This window comes from Aliivibrio sifiae (assembly GCF_002954715.1).
In the GTDB taxonomy this organism is placed as follows: domain Bacteria; phylum Pseudomonadota; class Gammaproteobacteria; order Enterobacterales; family Vibrionaceae; genus Aliivibrio; species Aliivibrio sifiae.
On record NZ_MSCP01000001.1, the window covers coordinates 1247233 to 1267556 of the forward strand.

Consider the following 20324-nt stretch of genomic DNA (forward strand, 5'->3'; position numbering starts at 1 on the left):
TCATTCGACACCTATGATATAAGCCATACTTATACAATCAATCAATCAATCAATCAATCAATCAATCAAGAGGTTATAAGTACTGACGGGAAAGTTATCAATACTTAAGCGATTAATATTATGAAAGGTGAAAGCACTTAAATTCCCGACATGTACCGTAAATTTTTATAATAAAAAAACTTATAAAGACAATATAAAATTTAAAAATCACATAATATTAGAACTACCTAAAATATATTAGTTAATCCTAATTACATCGAATTAATATTTCAATAAAACCATCAGAGTTACAATATCTTTTATTTATTATTTAATAGGGAAGAACGATCCTTCCCTATATGTTTTCTATTAACCTACAACCTTAAGTCCCTTCTTACCACTCATAGATAAACTACCAGTAGCCGCCTCTTCAATATGGTCACTCCACCACATCATTAGAACCTTACGTCGTTCAAGGTAGTCTGTACGATTATAAGCACTTCGAACCTTATCTCTATCAACATGAGAGAGTGCCGCTTCAATAATATCCGCATCGAAGTTTTGTTCATTTAAGGTAGTACTAGCTAATGCTCGTAGGCCATGAGAAGTTTGTCTTCCCTTAAATCCCATTCGCACCAATGCTTTATTAGCTGTTTCTTTATTTATGTGATTTTTATTGCTTTTATCAGCAGGGAAAATATATTCACTCTCACCTGTAATAAAATCAATCGTTTCTAATAAATCTAATGTTTGCTTTGTTAATGGGACGGTATGAACTCTTCCCTTCTTCATTCGTTCAGCAGGAATAACCCAAAGCATTTTTTCTTTATCTATTTCATCCCAGCGCGCACCAGCAGTCTCAGCAGGTCTTGTCATGGTATGAAGCTGCCATTCTAATAAACAACGCGTGATAGGCTTAATAGAGGCATAATTAATCGTTTTTAACAGTTCTGGTAGATCTTTAGGATCTAGCGATGCCTGGTTAGTAACTTTGGCTGTTTCAAACGCTTTCCCAATACCAGCAAGCCTATTGTGTTCTATAACACCAGTATTCACAGCAAAGGTCATGATCTCATTTAAATTACGACACAATCGCCCTACCGTTTCTAACTTACCTTGATTTGCAATTGGTTTAATTGTTTTTATGGCTTGTGGAGCGGTAATGTCACCAAGCGGGAATTTACCAAGATCAGGTAAAAGGTACTTCTCTATTCGTTGTTTTAATTTTTTGGCTGTTTGTTCTTTAATGCTTGTTTTCTTTACTTCAAGCCAATCATCAAATACCGCTTGTAAGGTATTCGATAACTCTAGTTGTTTTTCACGAAGTGTATTATCTCGATGCTCTTTTGGATCAATACCATCAGCCAGAAGCTCTCTTGCTTCAATTGCTTTGGTTCTTGCTTTAGCAAGAGATAAATCAGGGAATTTACCTAGAGTAAGATTAGCTCGCTTCTTAGTGATTGGTCGCTGGTAATTAAATATCCAAAACTTACTACCTATTGGCCTCACGCGGAGAGCAAGCCCATTACCATCGCTTAAACTATATTCTTTCAACTTAGGCTTTGCTTGTTGAACTTGTGTCGCTGTAAGAGGTTGAGTTTTATTCGCCATTGTAACACTCCAAATCACGTTTCAACTTCGTGTTACATAGAGTGTTACAATAAACCGTGGATTTTACAAGACACTAATGGACGTCTACGGACACTGAAAAGGCTAAATGATTGATAAAACAAGGAATTACAGGTACAAAAAAGCCCACACTAGGTGGGCTCTTTCGTATAATGTGGTGCCCGCTACTGGACTCGAACCAGTGACACCTTGCATGTCATGCAAGTACTCTAACCAACTGAGCTAAGCGGGCAAATCGTTAACTAGGAAGTAATTAACTTCTCCTTGAGAACGAGATGGATAATATCGAGTTCCTTTTTACTCTGCAAGTCTTTTTTTATGATTATCAATCGTTTGTCTATTTAATATTCAAACTGAGCAAAATCAGAACAACTTGCTTGAAAGCACCTTTTAAAATAGAATCGCACATACCGTTAAAAGGATTTATCTCATGCCACAATCTCGCTTTCATCATCTAAAATTCTTACAGCCTATTCTTGTTCTATTGCTTGTTGGCATTGCGATTATCTCGCTAACTTTTAGTATTCAAAGTTTTCAATCTGTTGAAAAAACAATACGTTCTTCATCATTTCAAGCATTCAATAACTCTATTGAGGCAAGCTATGACATTGTTGATACCGCATTGAATGAATCGATAAAGCGATATTTAAGAGGCATTGTAACCTCCTCGGCTAAGTTTATTACTCAAATTCAAAAATCAACAACATTGACTCAAGAGCAAAAAACAGCACTTATTCAAGATTATATCAACTCCAATAAAATTGGTGATACTGGTTATTCTTATATATTGAACTCTAAAGGGAAACTTGAATATCACCCTATCTTTCAAGGCCGTAATGTCAGTGAGTATCGTCATATTCAAGAGCAAATTGATAATGATGATCATTTTGTTGAGTACTTATGGACCAACCCAGGTGAAGAAAAACCACGTAAAAAACTGGCCTACTCTATTTATATAGAAGATCTTGATTTTATTGTGTCGGCAAGTGCTTATAAAGACGAGTTATTACACTTCATTAATAAAGCCATTCTTAAAAATAAGCTCAACAAATACCAATATGGTGATACTGGCTATGTGTATGTAATAAATCTAGCTGGAGAACTAATTCTTCACCCAAGTTATGAAGGTGAGAATATACGCAGTTTAATTGGTGAAAATGCAGATGGCCTACTTCATAAGATCCAACAATCAGCCAATCGCTATAGCTTACAAATGAACTTAGTTAACGGAATGTCTGAAACAACAGCACATGCTGCAAATGTCGAAGATTATACCTACCAAATAACTTTAGATGGCAGCACATACCAAAAAGACGTGCTTTATATCTATTACCCTTATCTTGATTGGGCGATTGTCTCTGGTATTTCTAGAGATGAATTGAACCGACCAACAAACACATTGCTATACAGCTTATCTGGGCTTCTTTTTAGCTTGGTTTCTATTATTTGTATCTTGTTGGTATTTCTTAATCAGCGCCATAAAAAATTAACTCACGTACTTAACCGTGATTATTTAACAGGATTGCTTAACCGCCGAGCTTTTCACGATATGGTTTCACCATTGATTAGTAATCAGCATCATCCGACTAGTTTTTCTCCTTACTCAATAATTCTGTTAGATATCGATTTCTTTAAACATATCAATGATGCGTACGGGCATATTGTAGGAGATAAAATAATTACTATTGTAGGTAAAGCAATTTCACAATACCCAAATATCTTAGCAGCACGATATGGTGGTGAGGAGTTTATTATTTTTATCTCTGAGGCTAATCCTAAGCGTGTTATTGAATTTACAGAGAAAGTACGTCAACAAATTGATAAATATAATACGTTGCATGAGACTATTACCTTAAGTGCTGGTATCACGACAATAAATAAGCCAAACGTATTATTAGATGATGTTATAGAACAAGCAGATAAAGCGCTATATCACTCAAAAGATACAGGGCGAGATAAAATTACTCATTACCGAGAACTATAAGAAGTAGAATATAAATAGGAAGGGAAAACTGGACAAGTGGTAACGCTGTACTACGCTCAATAAAGTAATGTTCTCCATTTATTAGCGCAAGGCTCATCGAGCCATTTCCCTAAGCCCATAACGACTATCGTTACGGGCTATTTTTTTAGGGCAATTTTATTTCGATTCTGTACTCACTAAGTGAATACCATCTTTTTCGATTGTGATCTTACCTGCTTTATATAAACCACCAATCGTCTTTTTAAACGTACCTTTACTTGTTCTAAATTCAGCAAAAATTGCGTCTGGAGATGACTTATCGCTTAGAGGTAAGAAACCGTCTTTTTTCTCTAAGGTCGCAATGACTTTTTCACTTAAATCATCCATACGAGCTACGCCTGGACGCTGTAGAGACAGTGAGATTTTTCCATCTTCACGCATATCAGCAATAAACGCTTTTAGTTGCTTACCAATAAATAGTTTACCAAATACATCTGAATGGAAGATTAGGCCCCAATGCTCACCATTGATCACGGCTTTGTAACCAAGATCAGTACGTTCTGCAATTAAGATATCGACTTGTTGGCCTTTTTCGTAATTTGCTGGAGTCTTATCTAGCCATTTGTTAAAACGAGTTGTACCTACGATACGGCTAGACGCTTTATCAATGTAAACATAAACAAGGATTGATTGACCTTCGTTTAAGCGACCACGTTGCTCACTGAATGGAACCAATAAGTCTTTTTTAGCGATACCCCAATCCACAAATGCACCAATGCTGTTTGTGCCAATAACGTTCATTAGGCCAAACTGACCTACTTGCGCTTTTGGTGTTTCTGTAGAGGCTACCACTTCATTTTCTGAATCAAGATAAATAAACACATCAAGCGCTTCACCGACTGCTGTGCCTTCTGGAACAAAACGACTTGGAAGAAGAATAGAACCATAATCTCCGCCATCTAAAAAGACACCAAAATCTACAGTTTTTGTTACTTCTAATTTGTTGATTTGACCAATTTTAATCATTACTTCAATTCCTAAATAAAATACTCGGCGATTATACCTGAACTCTGATATGCTTGCTTTATGAATTACCATTTTTATAGGAATTTCCTGTGATTACAGTTGGTAAGAAAGATGGCTTATCACTAAAGATCTCACATATTGTTGAAGAATCTAAGCAACACGAACTGGAAATGTTTCTTTTTATTCCCGGTGAGCTTGGTCTAAACAAAGACATGGTTTCTGAATCTGAGTTTTATTACAACTCTATTCAGAGCCAGCGCACGTATTTTAGTGATAAAAATCACCTTCCTCTTGTGCACTCTCGTCTTGCTCAACGTGGCCGTCTGTCTACTGAACAATATCGTTTAAGTTTGAGTTTATACGCTTATCAATATGCTCTTGCATTAGAAAAAGCGGTACAGCAACTTAATGATACATCTCGCGAAGAAATTACCCATCAAGAAGTTGATGACGCGATTGACCTTGCCATTGACATCCTCAGAAAGTTACGACGTAACGTGCCTTATGATGATACGTTAAAGCGCTATTATGCCAACATTGACAATTACTTATCTTGGTATACTGAGCAACGCTTTCTTTCTTTACTGGCTCACATGCCAAGAAATGAAGAATATAAGCTGGTAAAAGAACGCCTTGTAGATATTTGTGAATTAGAATCGCTCCATCGTCTTGATAAGAGTTATAACTCAGGTAAGGCTCGTGACGACATGACTCGAATGTCGAATAAAATGCGTTTATTACGCCGTTTGATCGAGTTCCCTATCGTACTCAAAGAAAAGAATTTAGCGCTTGGTAAGCACATTAAACGTGCCGTAAAAGGCGGAGCAACTGCAGTTGTCATGATCTTTGTTTCTCTAATGGTGATTCAGGCTCGTGGGTTTTTGGGAGAAATTACGGCTTCTTTCATCTTTGCTGTGTCATTTATCTATGCGATGCGTGAGGTCTTTAAAGATGATTTACGTGACGTAATGTGGCGTTGGATACGTAAAGGCCAACCTAAGTGGCGTAAACGTTACCTTGACCCTACAACGAATACCTATGTAGGAAGAAAACTAGAATGGCTTGATTACATGACGTTTTCTGAGTTGGATTCAGATATTCAGAAACTACGTAAACATCGTGTAGTGCAACGTGAAGAGGTTATCCTTTCTTATAAAAGCCAAACTAAAATGGCGATCACGAAGTTTATGAGTGGTTATGAACAGACTCGTGAAACCATGCTGATAGATCTTCGCCCTATTGCTCGTTTAATGGAAAAAGGGTCTCAAAAGATTTATCAATTAAATGATGGCCAAGTCTCTAAAGAATCCGTTGAGAAACGCCATTTAATTAATTTAATCGTGCGTGAAACCATGGACGATTACAGCACTCAGTTACATCGTTGGAAGATTATTGTTAACCGCTCAAAGATTATTGATATTGAGAAGATTTCAATTGATAGTAAATAACGTTTAGCCAATTATCACATCCCAAAAAAACGCCTTTAGGTTGTACTAACCTAAAGGCGTTTTTGTATTCGTATTAATGTATGTTACGTTACGCGGTAACTACAACATCTGTCGCGCTTAATTGTTCTAATAACTCTTGAACTCTTGGATTCTGAGCTAATTCATCAATCGTTGTAACTACTGGTTTGTTTGCTTTGTTTGCCGCTTGAATAGCCTGCCCTACAAGATGAAGAACCGCTTCGTTTTGTGGATCAAAATGATGTTCTAATGCTTCGTTTTGTTTATCTACACCTAACGTAAATTGCGTTAGTGTATCTATGTTTACGATCATGCCATCAAAGTATTGCAATAACTTGTCTGCCATCAATGCAGCTGCTGGTACATCGCACACAAAATGTACTTTAAGACCATTTAAGCCACGCGGTAAGCCGTGAATTGCTAGACGGTCAATGATGGTTGCCGCATCACTTAGGTTTCGCACAAATGGAACCACAATTTGAACGCTTGCCGATGTTCCGGCCATGACTTTCTTAATCACTGCACATTCTAACGCAAATTGTTCTGTACTTGCGTCTGATGCAAAGCGCGTTACACCACGAACGCCCATCATTGGGTTCGCTTCTTTTACTTCTAATTGACCAGCAAGTAAGCCTGCAAATGCGGCACTGTCTGCATCTGAGAAAGCAATCTTCACTTCTGTTGTTGATTCTTTGATATTAGCTAAAATTTCATTCGTTAAAGTATCAACAAAGTGTGTTTTACCATCTGCTGCGCCTTCAATGATGATTGCTAGGCTTTGTGCGTCAATATCACTCATCTTAGGTGCTTTGATAACGGCTTTTGGGTGATAAAACAAATGTTCTTGAATTAACCCTGCAATAGAAACATAAAGTGCGGCTTCTGAGTCTGTTTGAGATTGGTAAGAAGGTAAACTCGCCATGCGTGTCAGTGTTGGTAAAATAGTATCAGTCATGCTTACTCCAATGAACTCATTGAGTTAGATTTATTATTAAATGTTATTTATGTTGAACATACATATACATGAGCAACAACTCAAGTCTAAAAGATACAATAATGCTACTTTATACGCCCACTTCTTTGTCTCTATTAAGTTTTGGGTTTCATCCCTTTGAATTTTCCGTTATCTTACTCAGGTGTATTAAAGAATTAACAGGCGAAACTATGCCATTTCAAACAGATGAACTTCGTACTCAGCCTTTAGGCCCAATGCCAACGCCCGCTGAGCTCACGACTGCTCACCCTATTACCGACGATGTTGCTGAACATATTGAGCACTCTCGCGCACAGGTTGAAGCTATTTTAACTGGCAAAGATAAACGTCTTTTAGTCGTTGTGGGTCCATGCTCTGTTCATGATACAGAAGCGGCACTGGATTACGCACAACGCTTAGCCAATATTCAAGAACAGTATAAAGATGAGCTTTTCATCGTTATGCGTACTTATTTCGAAAAACCACGCACAATTGTAGGTTGGAAAGGATTAATTACTGATCCTAACTTAGATGGAAGTTATGCACTTGAAGCTGGCTTACACAAGGCCCGTAAATTGCTGCTTGATATCAACAAACTAGGTTTAGCTACTGCGACTGAGTTTTTAGATATGATCACTGGCCAATATATTTCAGATCTAATTACGTGGGGCGCTATTGGTGCTCGTACCACTGAATCTCAAATTCACCGTGAAATGGCTTCTGCTCTGTCTTGCCCTGTTGGTTTTAAAAACGGAACAAATGGCAACACACAAATTGCGATGGACGCTATCCGTGCAGCGAAAGCGTCTCATTTCTTCTACTCGCCAGATAAACAAGGTCGCATGACGGTATATCGCACTGCGGGTAATCCATTTGGTCATGTCATCCTTCGTGGTGGTAATGATAAACCAAACTTTGATATTGATTCGGTTACAGATGCTTGTCAGCGCTTAGAAGATGTGGGATTGCCACCTCACCTAATCGTAGATTTCAGTCATGCTAACTGTGAGAAACAACACCGTCGCCAACTTGATGTAGCCAAAGATATTTGTGCTCAAATTGAATCAGGTAGTAATAAGGTGGTTGGAATTATGGCTGAAAGCTTCATTATTGAAGGCAATCAACCAATGACAGATTTAACTAATCTAACTTACGGTAAATCAATTACTGATCCATGCCTAAGTTGGGAAGATACCGTGACTATGTTAGACATGTTATCAAACACAATTAAAACATCTCGTTAATTTAAGGATTAAAACTATGCCTGCTTTTGATATCGTTTCTGAAGTTGATAATGTTGAACTAAAAAATGCGGTAGATAATGCTACTCGTGAATTAGCTACTCGTTTCGATTTTCGTGGCGTTGATGCTAGCTTTGAATTAAAAGGCGAAAACATCAAGATTAAAGCGGAAGATGACTTCCAACTGTCTCAGTTAGTAGATATCTTACGTGGTAACCTTGCAAAACGTGGTGTTGATGCTCGTTCAATGGACATTAAAGACGCTGTTCATTCTGGTAAAAACTTTTACCAAGACATCGACTTTAAACAAGGTGTTGATACGCTGATTGCTAAGAAATTAGTAAAAGAGATCAAAGCATCAAAAATTAAAGTTCAAGCGGCAATCCAAGGCGAACAACTTCGTATTACTGGTAAGAATCGTGATGATCTGCAAGCTGCAATGGCACTTGTACGTGAAGGTGACTTTGGTCAACCTTTCCAGTTCACAAACTTCCGTGACTAATCTAGTTCTCATATAATAAGTATCTAAAAAAACATCGCTGTTTGATAGATATAAAAAAAACACCTCTACTGTTTATCAGTGAGGTGCTTTTTTATTATTTTCAGTTATAGACTGAGCTAATCTCTATTTTTAAGTTAGCTAATTAATCGTTCAAACTCATCAATTTGTTGGCTCACTCTATCTAAGCTCTGCTGCCAAAACCTTTCTTCTGTTAAGTCCATCTGTAAGTGCTTTTGCACCACCTCTTCTGCTCGCATAGAACCGGTATCACGCAGTAAACTTACGTAATCACTATAGAAGTGTTCACCTTTTGCTTCTCTCTGAGCATACACACCAATACTGAATAAATAACCAAACAAATATGGGTAATTATAAAAGCTCACTTCTGGAATACTGAAATGCAATTTACTTGCCCAAAACAGTGAGTCAGACTCAGACATCGAGTCTCCATACCATTCAGTCCAAGTCTTACTCATTAAATCAGACAGCTGATCTGGTCCTAACTCTTTATTTGCACGTTGCTCATAGAATGCTTTTTCAAATTCATAACGTACTGGAATATTGATTGTAAGAGCCAGAGCTGATGATAACTCCTCCCATAGCATTTCAATTTTGTCTTCTTTGGTTTTAGCTTTAGCAAGTAACGCATCACGTACGACATTTTCAGCAAAGATCGACGCTGTTTCTGCCAATGTCATCGGGTATTTAGTTTTACATAATGGCATGTCTCGCATTACCCAGTTATGGAAGGCATGACCTAACTCATGTGCAAGCGTTAATACATCTGACATGCTGTTGCCCCATGTCATAAAGACCAGTGGCGTTCGCGAATCTGCAAATTTAGTACAGTAAGCACCAAGGCGTTTAGTTTCTTGCGGCGCAGCATCAATCCAACCATTTTTTACCATCAAATCAACAAAATCGGCCATCTCTTGTGAAACCCCTGCAAATGCATCTTTAATGATAATAATGGCTTCACCAAAACTGTAGCTTGATGCTTCACCCAATAATGGTGGCATCGAGGCGAGTTGGTCCCAAGGCGTTAACTGTTCAGTACCAAACATTTTAGCCATTAAACGCCCCGCTTTTTGCCCTACTGCACGATTCTTTTTTGCTACCGAGATCATACTATCCAGCGTTTGTTGTTCAATACGGCTGCCATGTAAGCTTGGTTCAAGAAAGTGCAGCTTATTCACAGCGCTACGCTTTTGGTATTCCGTTAAACGCCAACCTGCCAATGCATTTAAGATAGCTGAAAAACTTTCTTGATTCTGTTTCATTGCCAATTGTATTGCGCGCCATGCTGGCTCTCTACGTAGCGTATCACTGCCATATAGAATACTTGCCGCTTGAGATAACCCAATGGTTTCCTCTGTTCCATTTGGAAGTTGCAGTGTCACTTTCATGGAGCCTGTAATGTTGTCATACAAACGACCCCAGGCATTCTTGCCATCAACACTCATCGCCGATAATAGTTGTTCTTCTTTCACGCTTAATCGCGTAGCAACCAATTTCCTTTCTTCTTCTAATAGAAATCGTTGAGCGGCAAGATCATCATTGAGTGCTAAGATTTCTTCAAACTGTGTTTTTGGTGCGTTCACAACCGCATCTAAATACGGACTGAAAGCTTGTGATAAATCAGAAGATAACTTTGTCATCTGATTAACTAACGCTTTGGCTTGAGCGTTTGATGCATCTACAGAAGCAATGCAATTACCATAACTAGCCACCGTTGCTAACTGTATTGAAATAGATTCTTTTTCAAGAATAGCTTGTTGTAGATGATGAACTTCAAGATTAACATCAGAAACGGAAAATGCAGTAATACGCTGTTGAATCTGAGTAATTGTTTCGGTTAATTTTAGGTCATCAAGTGATTGAAAGGCGATAGAAAGATCCCAGCTTGGTGCTGTCATGATTATGTCCTTTTTATTTTGTTTTCCACATCATAACAATTAAGTTTATATGGTAAAGCACTCAATAGCCGAATCTTATCATTCGCTCTATTGAGTCTTAGTTTTCTCTATTTTTTGAACCAACAAACACGCTCGATGACCGTTTTCTACTTTCGCATTTGGGAAAACAACACTCTCACCACCAGGTTGAGCTATATATTGAATACCTTCATCTGTTGCTAATAAGTCATTCTCATTAAATTGCGTAAAATTAGCTAAATCGGTAGGGAAATCAAAAGTAAAATGGTCACTCTGTTTCATAATACTGCGGGTCACTTGGTATTCTATCAATGTCGAATCAAGCGACTCCTGCTCAAAATAATCAGCGCAACTGATCATATTTCTTAATGCTTCATTAAATTCAGAAAGCTGTGTTAAGTCGTTTTCTCCCATTCTTGATACTTTTCCTAATTCAACCGTTGCCGCATGTGCGCCATAATACTCTGCACTGTACCAACTAAACGTTGAAGCTGGTGCTTCTGAAAACAAGCATGCTTCTATCTTACTTCGCGATAAAAACTCTAACAGTGATTCTGAGCGTTTATAGTGGTGGTTGTGTGGATGTATTGCGAAGGTGTAATGCTGTGAAGAACGGATTGCACAATGTAAATCTAAATGCCACTTTTCTTTTGTATTGTGCTTAGTAAAAAAAGCATCAACACTTTTCATCAAACGATTCGCTAATGCCATCTCTAACATGCTGTCATTGGGGATTTGATGATGACTAAATAAGCGGTTTAAGTTGGTATCAATAAAACGAGTATGCTGATGTGTGGCGGTAGGATGACCATAAATAAATAAGCATGGATGTGACAATGACAATTCACCGCTTTGAATATCTTCAATAATAGTATCAAGCAGTTCTATTGGGGAGGTTTCATTACCGTGTATTCCCGATGATAAAACAACAGCGCAATGAGAGTCAAAGTCCAAATGAGGGATGAATTCGACTACCCCGCGGCTATGCCATATGACTTGCGTTCCATTAGCTAATTGCCAAAATCTTTCTTTAAAAGGCGTAGATAGATCTAAGGTGTTTTGAATAAATGAAATATGATCCATTGGTACTTCTCTTCCTTGGTAAAATATTCAACCAAAAAACTGTACCATTTAAGTCATGTTAAATTAACAATTTAAAAACAATTGTGTGAGTTTGCACCGACGTTATGACTCTAATAAATATCAAGCACTAACCTATTGTTCCCAGAGAAGGATTTATTGAATTATTCAGATCATAAAAAAGCTGCACAACAGAAGACTATTATGCAGCTTTCATTATCTTAAGCCAAAGGTGGCAAGATTATTTTTCTACCGGTAGACTCTCAACACGAGCTTTCAGTTTCTGACCCGGTTTAAAAGTAACAACTCGGCGTGCAGAAATTGGAATATCTTCCCCAGTTTTTGGGTTACGTCCTGGTCGCTCACTCTTTTCGCGTAGGTCAAAATTACCAAATCCAGATAATTTTACTTGCTCGCCACTCTCTAGAGCTTGCTTAATCTCTTCGAAAAATACTTCTACCGTTTCCTTGGCGTCGCGTTTACTTAATCCAACTTTTTCAAATAAGGTCTCAGCCAAATCAGCTTTAGTGAGTGCCATAAAAACTACCCTCAAGTTACGTTAGACATAGTTACAGTATTTACTGCAACTGAAAACTGAACAGTTAGAACAACGACTTAACATTGCTCAACTCTTGACAGTGTATGCCAACCGACTGATTTTCGCCAACTTTTTTCTAAAAAATCATGACACATTTATGAGATGGTGATCAAAATTATAAGCTAATTACCCTAAGATATCTTACATCAGGCTATGCTAAGTCATTGAATTGGTATATATCACTAATATATGTCGCTATTTCAGCTTATTAATCCGTATGTAAATTTGTGATGTCAACCAAGAAATTATTAACAGAATTAAAAATAAGCCATCTAATTGATTGTGAAGTAATTAGTTTTAAGAAATAAAAAACAAATATACACAAGTTAACTATGGTTTCAGGATTATATACTGAAACAGTTTTTCACCGTAATCTTTAATGTTAATAAACTGAAATAAGTATGTTTTATATTGATTGGATGGATGTTTTAATACTTGTTATACCAATATAATGACTTAAATGCTTTATAGCGTAATATTACAGATAAAAAAAATCCAATACCAACAAAAAGCTGATATTGGATCCTATCTTCTATTCTTTAATTAAAGAAAGAAATTAGTCACGTAATGTTGCTGAGAACTTCTCACCAATTGCCGCAACAATAGCGTCAACAGCTGAAGTAATATCAGCCTCTTCTAGCGTACGCTCAACAGATTGAAGTGTCAGTGCGATTGCAAGACTCTTCTTACCTTCTTCAACACCTTGACCACGGTACACATCGAACAGTTTCGCGCTAGTTAATAGCTCGCCACCTGATGCTAAACATTCAGCAACAATGTCACCAGAAGCAATTGCTTCATCTGCTACAATCGCGATATCACGACGGTTTGCAGGGAATTTAGATACTGATGTCGCTTCAGGAATAACGCGAGTATTGATTGCATCCCACTCGATTTCAAACATGATTGTACGACCGTTTAAGCCAAACTTACGCTCTAGCTCTGGGTGTACTGTACCGATGAAACCAACTTCTTTTCCGCCAACAACGATAGCCGCTGTTTGGCCTGGGTGAAGTGCTGGGTGTTTAGCGGCTTTAAACTCGTACGCTAATTCGTTAGCAGTTAGTTCAAGAACCGCTTCTAAATCGCCTTTAAGGTCGAAGAAATCAACCGTGTTTGTTGCGATATCCCAGTGTTCTTCACCACGAGTACCAGCGATGATACCAGCAAGCATCATTTCTTGACGCATGCCGTTTTCTGCTGATTCTTCAGGAATAAAACGTAAACCAGATTCGAATAAACGAACGCGTGGTTGTTGACGTTTTTGGTTATGAACAACGGTGTTGATCAAACCAGTCCATAGGCTTAAACGCATTGCTGACATGTCTGCTGAAATTGGGAATGGCAGAATTAACGGCTCAATTTCAGGCACGATCAGTTTTTGTTGCTCAGGCTCTACGAAGCTGTAGGTAATTGCTTCGTGGTAACCACGGTCAACAAGAAGATCACGAACACGCTTAAGCGGCTGGTTTGCTTCTTTATGATCGTTCATGTTTAGTGCAGCAACAGGTGCTTGGTTTGGAATGTTATTGTAACCGTAGATACGACCTACTTCTTCAATTAGGTCTTGCTCGATTGCAATATCAAAACGCCATGATGGAGACGTTGCTGTCCAACCTGTGTCAGTGCTTTCAACTGCACAACCTAGACGAGTAAGGATCTCAACTACATCTGTTGATGGGATGTGATGACCTAATAGACCGTCTAGTTTACTGCGACGTAATTCAACCGTGTTTGCTGTTGGAAGATCTGCGTTAGATTCTGCTGCAGAAATAGGCGCTACTTCGCCACCACAAAGTTCAACAAGAAGCTGTGTTGCACGCTCCATCGCTGTTGCTTGTAATGTAGAGTCAACGCCACGCTCAAAACGTAGAGAAGAATCAGTGTGTAGACCGTATGCACGCGCACGACCACGGATGTGATCTGGTGCGAAGAACGCACACTCAAGCATGATATCTGTTGTTTCAGAAGTAACACCAGACTCTTGACCGCCAAAGATACCAGCAATTGCTAGTGCTTTGTTTTGGTCTGCAATAACTAATGTATTGTTGTTTAGCTTCGCTTCGTTGCCATCAAGAAGAGTTAGTTTCTCATCTTGCTCAGCCATACGAACCACAATACCGCCGTCGATCTTAGACAGATCAAACGCGTGCATTGGTTGGCCTTGCTCAAGCATTACGTAGTTTGTGATATCAACAATCGCATCGATTGAACGAATACCACAACGACGCAGTTTCTCTTGCATCCAGATTGGCGTTTCAGCTTTTGCGTTCACATTCTTGATAACACGACCAAGGTAACGTGGACACGCTTCAGTTGCCTTAACTTCAATAGAAACGGTATCTTCAATGCTTGTCGCTACTGCTTCAATAGTTGGTTCAACTACGTCTGCACGGTTAAGAACACCTACTTCACGAGCTAAACCACGAATGCTAAAACAGTCAGCACGGTTTGCTGTTAAGTCAACATCGATAGCAACATCGTTAAGCTCAAGAAGCTCACGAACGTCCATACCTAATGCAGAGCCTTCTGGTAATTCTAAAATACCGTCAGATTCAACATCAATACCTAACTCAGAGAAAGAACAAAGCATACCGTGTGATGGAACACCACGTAGTTTTGCTTTCTTAATTTTGAAGTCACCAGGAAGTACAGCACCAACCGTTGCAACTGCAACCGTTAGGCCAAGACGACAGTTAGATGCACCACAAACGATGTCTAAAAGCTGTTTATTTCCATCAAGATCGACTTCACCGATATCAATTTTAGTTACACGAAGTTTGTCTGCGTCTGGGTGTTGACCACACTCAACCACTTTACCTACTTTAACGCCGGTGAACTCACCAGCAACAGGTGCAACTTCATCAACTTCCAAACCTGCCATTGTGATTTGGTGAGCTAGCTCTTCGCTGTTAATAGCAGGTTTAACCCACTCGCGTAGCCAAGATTCACTGAATTTCATAAATTTCTAGCCCCGAATTACTTGAATTGTTTAAGGAAACGAAGGTCGTTCTCGAAGAACGCACGAAGGTCATTTACGCCATAACGAAGCATAGTTAGACGCTCAACACCCATACCAAACGCAAAGCCTGAGTATTTTTCAGGGTCGATGCCAACAGAGCGAAGTACGTTAGGGTGAACCATGCCACAACCTAATACTTCTAGCCATTTGCCATCTTTACGCTTCACATCAACTTCAGCAGAAGGTTCTGTGAATGGGAAGAATGAAGGACGGAAACGCACTTCAACTTCTTCTTCAAAGAAATTACAAAGGAAATCGTGAAGAATACCTTTAAGTTGTGCAAAGTTTACGTTCTCATCAACTAACATACCTTCCACTTGGTGGAACATTGGTGTGTGAGTTTGATCGTAATCGTTACGGTAAACACGACCAGGTGCAATAAAGCGGAATGGTGGTTTGCCATTTTCCATTGTACGGATCTGAACACCTGATGTATGCGTACGTAGCATTAGATCAGGATTAAAGAAGAACGTATCGTGGTCAGTACGCGCTGGGTGATCGTCTGCAATGTTTAGTGCATCGAAGTTATGGAATGCATCTTCGATTTCAGGGCCAGATTCTGTGCTGAAACCTAATTCACCAAAGAATTGCTCAATACGCTCAACGGTACGAGTTACTGGGTGTAAACCACCGTTCTCAATACGACGGCCTGGAAGGCTTACATCGATAGTTTCAGCAGCAAGTTTCGCTTCAAGCTCTGCAGTTTGAAGAGAGTCTTTACGTTCAACTAATAACGTTTGAACCGCTTGCTTTGCTTTATTGATCAGTTGACCTGCTTCACGACGCTCTGAAGGATCTAGTTTACCTAGTCCTTGAAGCTGAAGTGTCAAATGCCCTTTTTTACCTAAGTATTGAACACGGACTTCGTCCAGAGCGACTAAAGAGCCTGCTTGTTCAATTTCTGCCGTTGCATTGGCAATGATCTCGTCTAGATGTTGCATCGTTTCCTCATCCACTTATAGGTGGTATCCGTTGCGAGTAAAATACATATCAGCACATAGTAATAAATCACAGCGCTAAATCCAAACTGAATTGGATAAAATAGCTGATCTAATAGAAAAAAGTACTTTTCTTAGCCAAATGCCTATAGAACACCTATCAATTCCCCTCTTTTTATATGGCTATCATTTTTATTTTATTCAATTTTTCACGCCATAGAACAAAAAAGCAAAAGATCAAATGAAAATGATAGTAATTATCATTCGCAGTATGTATTATCTTTCCCGAATTATGAGACCAGACACTTTCAAGGAATTAACATGTCTAATAAAAAAACACTTTTAGCTGCGTCTATTTTAGTTGCTATCTCTCCCACTCTTCACGCTGAAAGCTCTTCTGATGGGAATGCGACAATGTTTGATGAGGTTGTTGTATCGGCAACTCGAACAGAGCAAAGTATTAAAGACGTATCGAGCTCAATATCAAAAGTCACTGCCGAAGACATTGATAAGACAATGGCAACCAGTGTTCAAGATGCTTTAAAATATACACCTGGTGTAACAGCTAATGGCGGTGGTCGTTTTGGCTTATCTGGATTTACAATTCGCGGCATGAGCGATAGCCGAATTAAAGTACTCGTGGATGGTGTCCAACAACCTACCCCGTACAACCCAGGCTCAAACGAACAACGTAAATACCCAAGTACGATTGAGATTGATACGCTAAAAGCGATTGAGGTAAATAAAGGCCCCTCTTCTACGCTTTATGGCTCTGATGCACTTGGTGGCACCGTCCTAATGGAGACTAAAAATCCTGAAGATATTTTAAGAACCGAGGGAGACGAAAACGCTTTTGAAGTAAAAACAGGCTATAACAGCGTAGACTCAAGCACAAAGACAACGGGTACTTGGGCAATGCGCGCTGCTGAACTAGAAACTCTAGTCATGCTAACGTATAAAAAAGGCAGTGAATCACAAACCCATTCTAATGGTGCTGATATTGAAGGCCCAGATCGTGGAGCAGCAAACCCAGCGGATGCACAAATTGGTAACCTATTAGCAAAAGCCTTTTACCAATTAAATGATTCGCATCGCATCGGCACTACTGTCGAGTATTACACATCACAATATGATGAAGATGAACTTTCCCAAAATGGTTATTCTATGATGAGTAGAGGGGTACCTATCATTACTTATTACGATAACTACAATAAGGATACAACAACTCGATTACGCGTTGGTTTAGAGCATGAATGGACAGCTAATAATGCGCTATTCGATACGCTAGAATCAAAATTAAATGTACAACAAACTGAATCATTATCTGAAAACTATGATACTTCAACTGGGCCTTACGGCAGTGGTCGCCGTATGCGTGAACGTATTGCCAACGATGATTCAATCCAATTTGACGCACAGTTTGATAAAATTGCCGAGTTTGGAGAAGGATTCCATCAAATCACTTACGGTCTAAGCTTTAGACAAAACAAGTTTGCAACTGAAAACACCGATTATAAATACGACCAAGGCACATCTGGCCCCGGACATACCGATATGCCAGATGCAACAATGACTCAATACGGTATTTTTGCACAGGACCAAGCTTTCCTACTTGATGAACAATTAGTGCTAACTGCTGGTTTACGTTATGACTCATTTGAAGCAAAACCTGAAACCAATGACGGCTTTAAAACAGAATATCCTGATAGCAAAAATGACGCATTTACGGCTAAATTAGGTTCGGTTTATCATATAAACAATAACTTCAGTGTACTTGCTCAAGTAAGCCAAGGCTTTAAAGCCCCTACTCTGCAAGATATGTACTACTTCTATGACAGTGGTGCCGTCATTGATGCCAATCCTGATCTTAAAGCCGAAAGCAGTATCTCTTATGAAACAGGTATTCGAGCACAATCTAATGCTGCACAAGTTGAGTTAATTGCTTTCTATAATGATTACTCTGATTTCATCAACCAACAATACTTAGGTAAAGTCGTTGGTGGCCCGAACGATGGAAAAGAACATTACACGAAAGAGAATATCGACTCTGTAGAAATTTATGGTGTTGAGTTTAGTTCTACTTATTTATTAGATGAAGCGTTTAATGCACCTCAAGGTACCTACTCTAAATTAAGTATTGCTTATGCTGAAGGTCGAGATAAAAAGACGGGAGCATCAATAGACAGTGTAGCTCCACTCACTTCAAATCTAGGTTTAGGTTATGACTCTGTTGGCTATACTTACGGTGCTTTATTAAATATAAATATGGTTGCGGCAAAAGATAAATGGTCAAACGTTGGTCATGAAAACATTGATGTTGCAGGCTACACCTTGGTTGATTTAACCGCTTACTACAAACCAATGCAAGATTTAACGCTTCGTGGTGGTTTATTCAATGCGCTTGACAAGCAATATTGGTTATACAACGACATGATTGGTACTGAAGCTGGTGATGATGGCATTGACCGTAAAGCTCAAGCAGGTCGTAACTGGGGTATTGAGTTAGATTACAAATTCTAAATTCATAACTAAACACTAATAAAAGCGGCTTCGTTGCCGCTTTTTTATTTCAGTTACTATTATGATTCAACAATACCATTTCACATCAATCCTGATCCATTGGATGTAAGAACTCTTTAAATTTTTCATGCTCATAAATATCATCTTCTTTCTCAACCTCATAAAAATGACCATTTGGATAGAATTCTTTTAAAGTATTAAAAATATCATCTACATTATCTTTATTACAAAAAATACTATCCAATGACAAAAACAACGGTGAGTTTGGTGTGATATCAATATAATTTTCTTTGCTTGTTTTAAATATCACGGACTCATCAAAATACAAACTTTCAAACAACATAGGTTTTAATCTAAAGTTAACCAGTTTGAATGAGAGTAACGCACTTGCCCCAGCTCCAATGAACGCAATAGGGCCAACAAAAACAACTGCAATCAAACATACAACGACCCCCACTCGACCTATCATTCGTATACATTTATATGCATACTCAGGCACCACATCTGCTTGCTCGGTTACTATTCCGTTTTTAGTGAATTTGTAAACCCGCCTTATGTCTGCAGAAGCAAAAAAAATTAAAAATAGTGTCATTATGGTTCCACCACCACCAAATATAATGGCTTCACCTGCGTCTATTCCATCATCACTAAAATCATATAAAAACCAAAGCATCACACTTAAAAAACCGGCTGCCGCAAAATACCCTAAATATTGATGCTCTATGGTTTCATACTCATAGAGTACTTCTTCGTTGTATAAGGCCATTCTCATGGCTTCTATTTTGTTTGTATTGTCTATATCTTTATGAGTTAGCATTATTTAACGCATCCTTACTATTTCACATCAATCTTGATCCATTGGATGTAAGAACTCTTTATATTTATAATGGGAATATATATCATCTTCTTCCTCCACCTCATAAAAATGACCATTTGGATACAACTCCCTTAAGGTATTAAAATATCATCTGCATTTTTTTTATTGCAAAAAACACCATCCAATGACAGTAATAATTGAGCATTTGGAACTATCGTTATATAGTTTATTTTTGATGATTTAATTATCACGGACTCATCAAAATACAAAGTTTCAAATATCATAGGTTTTAATCTAAAGTTAATCAGTTTGAATGAGAGTAATGCACTCGCCCCTGCTCCAACAAACGCCATGGACCAACAAAAACAACTGCAACTAAACATACGACAACACCCACTCGACCGAACATTCGTATGCATTGATAAGCATATTCAGGCACAACATCTGCCTGCTCGGTTACTATTCCGTTTTTAGTGAACTTGTAAATCCGCTTTATATCTGCTGAACCAAAAAAAATAAAAAACAATGTCATGAAAATGGTGAGTAAACTAAATGCAACAATACCACCGGTATCAAGCATATCTTGACTAAAATCATATAACATCCAACTCATAACACTAAAAAAACCAATACCAG

The 20324-nt window shown here is 38.4% G+C and carries 14 protein-coding genes, 1 tRNA gene and 1 pseudogene; 5 read left to right on the forward strand and 11 right to left on the reverse strand.

The genetic code is table 11. The annotated features are described in order from the left end of the window. Positions 1-348 precede the first annotated feature (348 nt). Both BTO23_RS05550 and BTO23_RS05555 read right to left on the reverse strand, forming a co-directional pair. Complete coding sequence (locus BTO23_RS05550; protein WP_105063127.1) at positions 349-1590, reverse strand: integrase domain-containing protein; 1242 nt, start codon at positions 1588-1590, stop codon at positions 349-351. Between the two features lie 173 nt (positions 1591-1763). After that, a tRNA-Val gene (locus BTO23_RS05555) sits at positions 1764-1840 on the reverse strand. Between the two features lie 198 nt (positions 1841-2038). Here BTO23_RS05555 and BTO23_RS05560 point away from each other — a divergent pair. Next, positions 2039-3592 carry a diguanylate cyclase gene (locus tag BTO23_RS05560; protein ID WP_061011565.1) on the forward strand — a complete coding sequence of 518 codons (1554 nt, stop codon included), beginning with the start codon at positions 2039-2041 and terminating at the stop codon, positions 3590-3592. A 156-nt stretch (positions 3593-3748) separates the two neighbouring features. Here the strand turns inward: BTO23_RS05560 and BTO23_RS05565 are convergent, their stop codons facing one another. Beyond that, a complete protein-coding gene (locus BTO23_RS05565; RefSeq protein WP_061002298.1) occupies positions 3749-4597 on the reverse strand; it encodes a CvfB family protein in 849 nt (282 codons plus the stop codon). A gap of 89 nt (positions 4598-4686) precedes the next feature. Here BTO23_RS05565 and BTO23_RS05570 point away from each other — a divergent pair, with 89 nt between their 5' ends. Beyond that, a complete protein-coding gene (locus tag BTO23_RS05570; protein ID WP_061002296.1) occupies positions 4687-6045 on the forward strand; it encodes a hypothetical protein in 1359 nt (452 codons plus the stop codon). A gap of 88 nt (positions 6046-6133) precedes the next feature. Here the strand turns inward: BTO23_RS05570 and BTO23_RS05575 are convergent, their stop codons facing one another. Beyond that, on the reverse strand, positions 6134-7018 hold the full coding sequence (locus BTO23_RS05575) for a putative PEP-binding protein (RefSeq protein ID WP_060990907.1): 885 nt from the start codon (positions 7016-7018) through the stop codon (positions 6134-6136). A 209-nt stretch (positions 7019-7227) separates the two neighbouring features. On the opposite strand from BTO23_RS05575, the gene BTO23_RS05580 reads away from it, so the two are divergent. After that, positions 7228-8280, forward strand: coding sequence for a 3-deoxy-7-phosphoheptulonate synthase (locus tag BTO23_RS05580; protein ID WP_060990906.1), 1053 nt, complete (start codon positions 7228-7230; stop codon positions 8278-8280). Positions 8281-8296: 16 nt separating this feature from the next. Next, on the forward strand, positions 8297-8779 hold the full coding sequence (locus BTO23_RS05585) for a YajQ family cyclic di-GMP-binding protein (RefSeq protein ID WP_045102132.1): 483 nt from the start codon (positions 8297-8299) through the stop codon (positions 8777-8779). A gap of 134 nt (positions 8780-8913) precedes the next feature. Here BTO23_RS05585 and BTO23_RS05590 read toward each other — a convergent pair whose 3' ends face one another. The 5 genes from BTO23_RS05590 to pheS form a co-directional block, all read right to left on the reverse strand. Then, entirely contained in the window at positions 8914-10695 is a 1782-nt protein-coding gene (locus tag BTO23_RS05590) for a M3 family oligoendopeptidase (RefSeq protein WP_061028598.1), read from the reverse strand. A gap of 87 nt (positions 10696-10782) precedes the next feature. Next, positions 10783-11796, reverse strand: a complete 1014-nt coding sequence (locus BTO23_RS05595; RefSeq protein WP_061028596.1) for a succinylglutamate desuccinylase — start codon at positions 11794-11796, stop codon at positions 10783-10785. A gap of 238 nt (positions 11797-12034) precedes the next feature. Then, positions 12035-12331, reverse strand: coding sequence for an integration host factor subunit alpha (locus BTO23_RS05600; protein ID WP_060990903.1), 297 nt, complete (start codon positions 12329-12331; stop codon positions 12035-12037). Positions 12332-12947: 616 nt separating this feature from the next. Next, positions 12948-15353 carry a phenylalanine--tRNA ligase subunit beta gene (gene pheT, locus BTO23_RS05605; protein WP_105063128.1) on the reverse strand — a complete coding sequence of 802 codons (2406 nt, stop codon included), beginning with the start codon at positions 15351-15353 and terminating at the stop codon, positions 12948-12950. Between the two features lie 17 nt (positions 15354-15370). Then, positions 15371-16354 carry a phenylalanine--tRNA ligase subunit alpha gene (pheS, locus tag BTO23_RS05610; protein ID WP_045102137.1) on the reverse strand — a complete coding sequence of 328 codons (984 nt, stop codon included), beginning with the start codon at positions 16352-16354 and terminating at the stop codon, positions 15371-15373. A 318-nt stretch (positions 16355-16672) separates the two neighbouring features. Here pheS and BTO23_RS05615 point away from each other — a divergent pair, with 318 nt between their 5' ends. Further along, on the forward strand, positions 16673-18871 hold the full coding sequence (locus BTO23_RS05615; RefSeq protein WP_105063129.1) for a TonB-dependent hemoglobin/transferrin/lactoferrin family receptor: 2199 nt from the start codon (positions 16673-16675) through the stop codon (positions 18869-18871). An 85-nt stretch (positions 18872-18956) separates the two neighbouring features. Here the strand turns inward: BTO23_RS05615 and BTO23_RS05620 are convergent, their stop codons facing one another. Both BTO23_RS05620 and BTO23_RS21630 read right to left on the reverse strand, forming a co-directional pair. Next, on the reverse strand, positions 18957-19688 hold the full coding sequence (locus BTO23_RS05620; RefSeq protein ID WP_105063130.1) for a hypothetical protein: 732 nt from the start codon (positions 19686-19688) through the stop codon (positions 18957-18959). Between the two features lie 27 nt (positions 19689-19715). Beyond that, a pseudogene (locus BTO23_RS21630) lies at positions 19716-20324 on the reverse strand (hypothetical protein); the annotation flags it as partial.